This is a genomic window from Streptomyces phytophilus (assembly GCF_013870535.1).
Lineage (GTDB): Bacteria > Actinomycetota > Actinomycetes > Streptomycetales > Streptomycetaceae > Streptomyces > Streptomyces phytophilus.
This window is the reverse complement of the sequence record NZ_JACBXC010000293.1, coordinates 1-5,838: the sequence shown is the minus strand read 5'-3', so window position 1 is coordinate 5,838 and position 5,838 is coordinate 1. Positions and strand designations below refer to the sequence as shown.

General features: G+C 73.2%; 6 protein-coding genes. 4 read left to right on the top strand and 2 right to left on the bottom strand.

The genetic code is table 11. The annotated features are described in order from the left end of the window. The 4 genes from H5J30_RS15255 to H5J30_RS15240 all read left to right on the top strand — a co-directional run. The coding region (locus H5J30_RS15255; protein ID WP_309505540.1) for a 2-oxo-4-hydroxy-4-carboxy-5-ureidoimidazoline decarboxylase at positions 1-228 on the top strand (228 nt) is incomplete at its 5' end. A 2-nt stretch (positions 229-230) separates the two neighbouring features. Next, positions 231-632, top strand: a complete 402-nt coding sequence (gene uraH / locus H5J30_RS15250; protein ID WP_181787976.1) for a hydroxyisourate hydrolase — start codon at positions 231-233, stop codon at positions 630-632. A gap of 3 nt (positions 633-635) precedes the next feature. Then, positions 636-1,571 carry a factor-independent urate hydroxylase gene (pucL, locus tag H5J30_RS15245; RefSeq protein ID WP_181787975.1) on the top strand — a complete coding sequence of 312 codons (936 nt, stop codon included), beginning with the start codon at positions 636-638 and terminating at the stop codon, positions 1,569-1,571. A gap of 31 nt (positions 1,572-1,602) precedes the next feature. After that, a complete protein-coding gene (locus tag H5J30_RS15240) occupies positions 1,603-2,979 on the top strand; it encodes an 8-oxoguanine deaminase (RefSeq protein ID WP_181787974.1) in 1,377 nt (458 codons plus the stop codon). Positions 2,980-3,106: 127 nt separating this feature from the next. On the opposite strand, the gene H5J30_RS15235 is transcribed toward H5J30_RS15240, so the two are convergent. Both H5J30_RS15235 and aceB read right to left on the bottom strand, forming a co-directional pair. Next, entirely contained in the window at positions 3,107-3,931 is an 825-nt protein-coding gene (locus H5J30_RS15235) for an SIS domain-containing protein (protein ID WP_181787973.1), read from the bottom strand. A gap of 64 nt (positions 3,932-3,995) precedes the next feature. Beyond that, positions 3,996-5,597, bottom strand: coding sequence for a malate synthase A (aceB, locus tag H5J30_RS15230; protein ID WP_181787972.1), 1,602 nt, complete (start codon positions 5,595-5,597; stop codon positions 3,996-3,998). Between the last annotated feature and the right edge of the window lie 241 nt (positions 5,598-5,838).

The following is a 5,838-nucleotide window of genomic DNA, read 5'->3' as shown; positions in this document are numbered from 1 at the left end:
CCGGAGGAGCTGCGGGCGGAGGTGCGGGAGCTGAACCTCGCGTACGAGGAGCGCTTCGGGCACGTCTTACTCATCTGCGCGACGGGCCTGGGCGCCGGGCGGATGCGCGACGCGCTGCGCGCGCGCCTCGGCAACGCGCCCGAGCGGGAGCGGGAGATCGCCCGCGGCGAGCTGGGCAAGATCAACCGTATCCGGCTGACCCGCCTCGTCGAAGCAGAAGGAGCCTGACCATGAGCGTCGGCGCCACGTCCGTCTCCACCCACATCCTGGACACCGGCGTCGGCCGCCCCGCGGCCGGGGTCGCGGTCGGGCTCTCCGTCAGAACCGGCGACGCGGGCGACCGGGACACCGGCGGCTGGACCGCCCACGCCGCCTCCGCCACCGACGCCGACGGCCGCGTCCGGGACCTCCCGGCGCTGCCGGCGGGCACCACCCACGTACGGCTGGTCTTCGCCACCGGCCCGTACCTCAGCGAACAAGGAGCCGAGGACCGGCAGGACGCCCCCGCGCACCGGGACAGCGGCGCGTTCTTCCCGGAGGTCGCGGTCGTCTTCGCCGTCGACCCCGGGGAGCACTACCACGTGCCGCTGCTGCTCACCCCGTTCGGCTATTCCGTATACCGAGGGAGCTAGCAGATGGCAGACCGCCCCCAGCCCGCCCGCGCCACCCGCCCCGCGGTGCTCGGCCGGAACCAGTACGGCAAGGCCGAGACCCGCGTCGTCAAGGTCACCCGCGACGGCGGCACGCACCACGTCCGGGACCTCAGCGTGTCCGTCGCGCTGTCCGGCGACATGGACGAGGTCCACTACTCAGGCACCAACACCCACGTGCTGCCCACCGACACCACCAAGAACACCGTGTACGCCTTCGCCAGGCGCCACGGCATCGAGTCCCCCGAGGCGTTCGCGGTGCACCTCGCCCGGCACTTCACCGACACCCAGGAGCCGATCCACCGGGCGCGCATCCGCGTCGAGGAGTACGCCTGGGACCGCCAGGACACGGTGCCCGGCCACTCCTTCGTACGCCGCGGCCGGGAGACCCGCGTCGCCCAGGTCACCTGGGACGGCGAGCGCTTCGAGGTGATGGGCGGACTGAAGGACCTGGTCGTCATGAACACCACCGCCTCGGAGTTCTGGGGCTACGCCAAGGACGCGTACACCACACTCCAGGAGGACTACGACCGCATACTCGCCACCGAGGTCTCCGCCCGGTGGCGGCACAGCTGGACAGGCGCGGCCGGGGAACGGCCGCCGGCCTGGGACGACTCGTACGAGCAGACCGTGGGGCACCTCCTCACGGCCTTCGCCGACACCTACTCGCTCTCGCTCCAGCAGAGCCTGTACGCGATGGGCGCACGGGTCGTCGAACACCGCCCGGAGATCGAGGAGATCCGCTTCTCCCTGCCCAACAAGCACCACTTCCGCGTCGACCTGGAGCCCTTCGGACTGAAGAACGACGCCGCGGACGGCGCCGTCTACTTCGCCGCCGACCGCCCGTACGGTCTGATCGAGGCGACCGTCCTGCGCGACGGCGCGGACGCCCGGATCCCCGACGACATGACCAACCTCTGACCGCCCGGCGGTCCAGGAAGCCGAGGAACCCATGGCAGCACGGCGCACCGTCGTCGAGAACTGCGCGATCGCCACCGTGGACGCCGCGGGCACGGAGCACGCCTCCGGGCACGTCGTCGTCGCGGACAACCGGATCGAGTCGGTGGGCGCGGGCCCGGCACCGGCCGGACTCGCGAACGTGACGCGCAGGATCGACGCCACCGGGCACCTGGCCACGCCAGGACTCGTCAACACCCACCACCACTTCTACCAGTGGCTCACCCGCGGCCTCGCCCAGGACGCCAACCTCTTCGACTGGCTCGTCGCCCTCTACCCCATCTGGGCGCGCATCGACGAGCCGATGTGCCACGCCGCGGCCCGGGGCTCGCTGGCGGTACTCGCCCGCGGCGGGGTGACCACCGCGACGGACCACCACTACGTCTACCCGCGCGGCGCGGGCGACCTCGCCGGTGCCATCATCCGCGCCGCCCGCGAGACGGGCGTCCGCTTCACCTTCGCCCGCGGCTCCATGGACCTGGGCGAGTCGTCGGGGGGCCTGCCGCCGGACTTCGCCGTCGAGACGCTGGACGGCGCGCTGGCGGGCACCGAAGCGGTCATCGACGCGCACCACGACGCGTCGTACGACGCGATGGTGCAGGTCGCGGCGGCGCCGTGCTCGCCGTTCTCCATCTCCACCGAACTGCTGCGCCAGGGCGCGGAGCTGGGCCGCCGCAAGGGGGTGCGGCTGCACACGCACGGCAGCGAGACGGTGGAGGAGGAGAAGTTCTGCCACGAGCGGTTCGGCATGGGCCCGACGCGCTACTTCGAATCCACCGGCTGGCTGGGCGAGGACGTGTGGATGGCCCACTGCGTCCACATGACCGACACGGACATCGCCGCCTTCGCCCGTACGCGCACGGGCGTCGCCCACTGTCCGTCGTCCAACGCCCGCCTGGCCGCGGGCATCGCGCGGGTCCCGGACATGCTGGCGGCGGGCATCCCGGTCGGCCTGGGCGTGGACGGCAGCGCGTCGAACGAGTCCGGCGAACTCCACACGGAGCTGCGCAACGCGCTGCTCATCAACCGGCTGGGCGCACACCGGGAGAAGGCCCTGACGGCACGCCAGGCGCTGCGCCTGGGCACGTACGGCGGCGCGCAGGTCCTGGGCCGCGCGGACGCGATCGGCTCGCTGGAGCCGGGCAAGCTGGCGGACCTGGTCCTGTGGAAACTCGACGGCCTGGCCCACGCGTCGATCGCGGACCCGGTGGCGGCGCTGGTCCTCGGCGCGCCGGCACCGGTGACGCTGTCGCTGGTCGACGGGGAGCCGGTGGTGGAGGAGGGCCGGCTGGTCACGGTGGACGAGGAGTCGGTGGCGGGGGAGACGAGGAGGCAGGCGCGGCGGCTGGCACGGCTGGCGTCGGGAACCTGACGACCCAGAACTCCCGGCCGGGGGGACGGCCCCGGCCGGGCCCGACTCCTTGCCTCGCCGCGGGTCTGGCGCCCCGGGGTTCGGGGCGGAGCCCCGGCGGGGGGCTCCCCCCCCACCCGCCGCCCCGTCACAGCTCCGGGATGCGGCCCCCGTACCGGGTGAAGTTGCGGCGATTCGCCTCGTCCCCGCCCGGGACGTTCGCACTCACCCACCGCGGCAGCTCCACCCCCCGCGCCCCCGCCTGCTCGTCCAGCTCCGCCAGCAGCAGCGCCCACGCGTACGCCCCCAGCACCGTCGACACCGCCGCCGTGTGCGGCGACTCCGGCGGGTGCACCACGTCGCCCGGCGGTACGCACGTGTCGAGCACCACCGTCGCGTGGTCCGCCAGCCGCGTGCTGGACCGCGCCGTCGCGCTCGCCGACGCCGGCATCGACGTCACCGCGACCACCGGCACCCCGCGCGCCATGCACTCCTGCGCGATCTCCACCGGGTACGGGTTGCGGCCGCTGGTGGAGAAGACCACCACCACGTCCTGCGGGCCCGGCTTCACCCTCTCCACCACGGCCCGCCCGGAGCCCGGCCGCCGCTCCGCGGCGGTGCTGGCGGTCGCGCCGTTCAGCGGCAGGATCTCCGGTTCCCACACGGGCCGTACGCCCGCCAGTCCGCCCGCCCGGTAGAACGTCTCGCAGACCATCGCCAGCGAGTGCCCGGCCCCGGCCGCGTACACGAGGCCGCCCGCGGCGACGGCGTCCAGGATCAGCGTGGCCGCGTCGGCGACCGCCGTCCCGGAGGTTCGGTCGAGGTCGTCGAGGAGCCCGCGGAAGCGGCCGGCGACGGCGGCGCGCGCGGCACCACCAGCGCCAGCGGCACCACCAGCACCAGCCGCACCGGCGCCGCCGGCCGCGACGGCGGAGGCTGCGGGGTCGGGGGAGTCCTGTGTCTCGTCGGTCATGGCAGCATGCGACCACGTACCGCCCCCACTCCGCCAGTGGGTGCCCCGGCGGCCGGGTCGCGCGTCAGTCGAGGAGTTCGTACGCCGGTAGCGTGAGGAAGTCCGCGTAGTCCGCGTCCAGCGAGACCTGGAGCAGCAGGTCGTGCGCCTGCTGCCAGCGGCCCGCCGCGAACGCCTCCGCGCCCAGCTCCGCCCGCAGGGCCGACAGTTCCTCCGCCGCGATCTCCCGGACCAGTTCCTCCGTCACCGGCCGGCCGTCGTCGAAGACGACGCCCGCGTTGATCCACTGCCAGATCTGCGACCGCGAGATCTCCGCGGTGGCGGCGTCCTCCATGAGGTTGAAGATGGCCACCGCGCCCAACCCTCGCAGCCACGCCTCGATGTAACGGATGCCCACCTGCACGGCGTTGACCAGCCCCGGGTACGTCGGCTTCGCGTCCAGCGAGTCGACGGCGATCAGGTCGGCGGCGGCCACGGACACGTCCTCGCGCAGCCGGTCCTTCTGGTGCGGCCGGTCGCCGAGCACGGCGTCGAACGACTCCACGGCGATCGGCACCAGGTCCGGGTGGGCGACCCAGGAGCCGTCGAAGCCGTCGCGGGCCTCGCGGTCCTTGTCCGCCTTGACCTTCTCGAACGCGACCTTGTTGACCTCCGGGTCGCGGCGGGAGGGGATGAAGGCCGCCATGCCGCCGATCGCGTGGGCGCCGCGCTTGTGGCAGGTGCGGACGAGGAGTTCGGTGTACGCGCGCATGAACGGGGCGGTCATCGTGACCGCGTTGCGGTCGGGGAGCACGAACTTCGCTCCGCCGTCGCGGAAGTTCTTGACGATCGAGAAGAGGTAGTCCCAGCGGCCGGCGTTGAGGCCGGAGGCGTGGTCGCGCAGCTCGTAGAGGATCTCCTCCATCTCGTACGCGGCGGTGATGGTCTCGATCAGGACGGTGGCCCGTACGGTGCCCTGGGGGATGCCGCAGTAGTCCTGGGCGAGGACGAACACGTCGTTCCACAGCCGGGCTTCGAGGTGCGACTCGGTCTTCGGCAGGTAGAAGTACGGGCCTTTGCCGAGGTCGAGCAGCCGGCGGGCGTTGTGGAAGAAGTAGAGCCCGAAGTCGACCAGCGCGCCCGGCACGGGGCGGCCGTCGACGGTGAGGTGGCGCTCGTCCAGGTGCCAGCCGCGCGGCCGGGTGACGACGGTCGCCAGTTCTGCGGCGGGCCGCAGGGCGTAGGACTTGCCGGAGGCGGGGTCGGTGAAGTCGATGCGGCGCTCGTAGGCGTCGATGAGGTTGGCCTGGCCGCCGATGACGTTCTCCCAGGTGGGCGCGGAGGCGTCCTCGAAGTCGGCGAGCCAGACGCGGGCGCCGGAGTTGAGGGCGTTGATCGTCATCTTGCGGTCGGTGGGGCCGGTGATCTCCACCCGGCGGTCCTCCAGCGCGGGCGGGGCGGGGGCGACGCGCCAGGTGTCGTCGGCGCGGATGTCCGCGGTCTCGGGGAGGAAGTCGAGGGTGGCGGTGCGCGCGACGGCGGCGCGGCGTTCGGCGCGGCGGGCGAGGAGTTCGTCGCGGCGGGGGGTGAACCGGCGGTGGAGTTCGGCGAGGAAGGCGAGGGCGGCGTCGGTGAGGACGTCGTCCTGGCGGGGCGCGGGCTCGGCGGCGGCGACGACTGCGGACATGGCTGTCACTCCTTGGCGGCACGGGGTGCCGGGCGCAGCGGAACGTGGCGTGGGCGGCCGGAAGCGGGTTCCGAACCCTTCTGGCCTGTGGAGAATAGTTTCCTTATCCCGGAAGTTCAACGGTCTGTTGATATCGAGAGGCTTTCGGTACGGGTCCGGTGGCGCTCAGTGCCAGCCTGCCCGGGGCTCGTCGAGCAGCGCCAGATCCGCGGGCGTGTCCACGTCGTCGGGCGCCGCCACG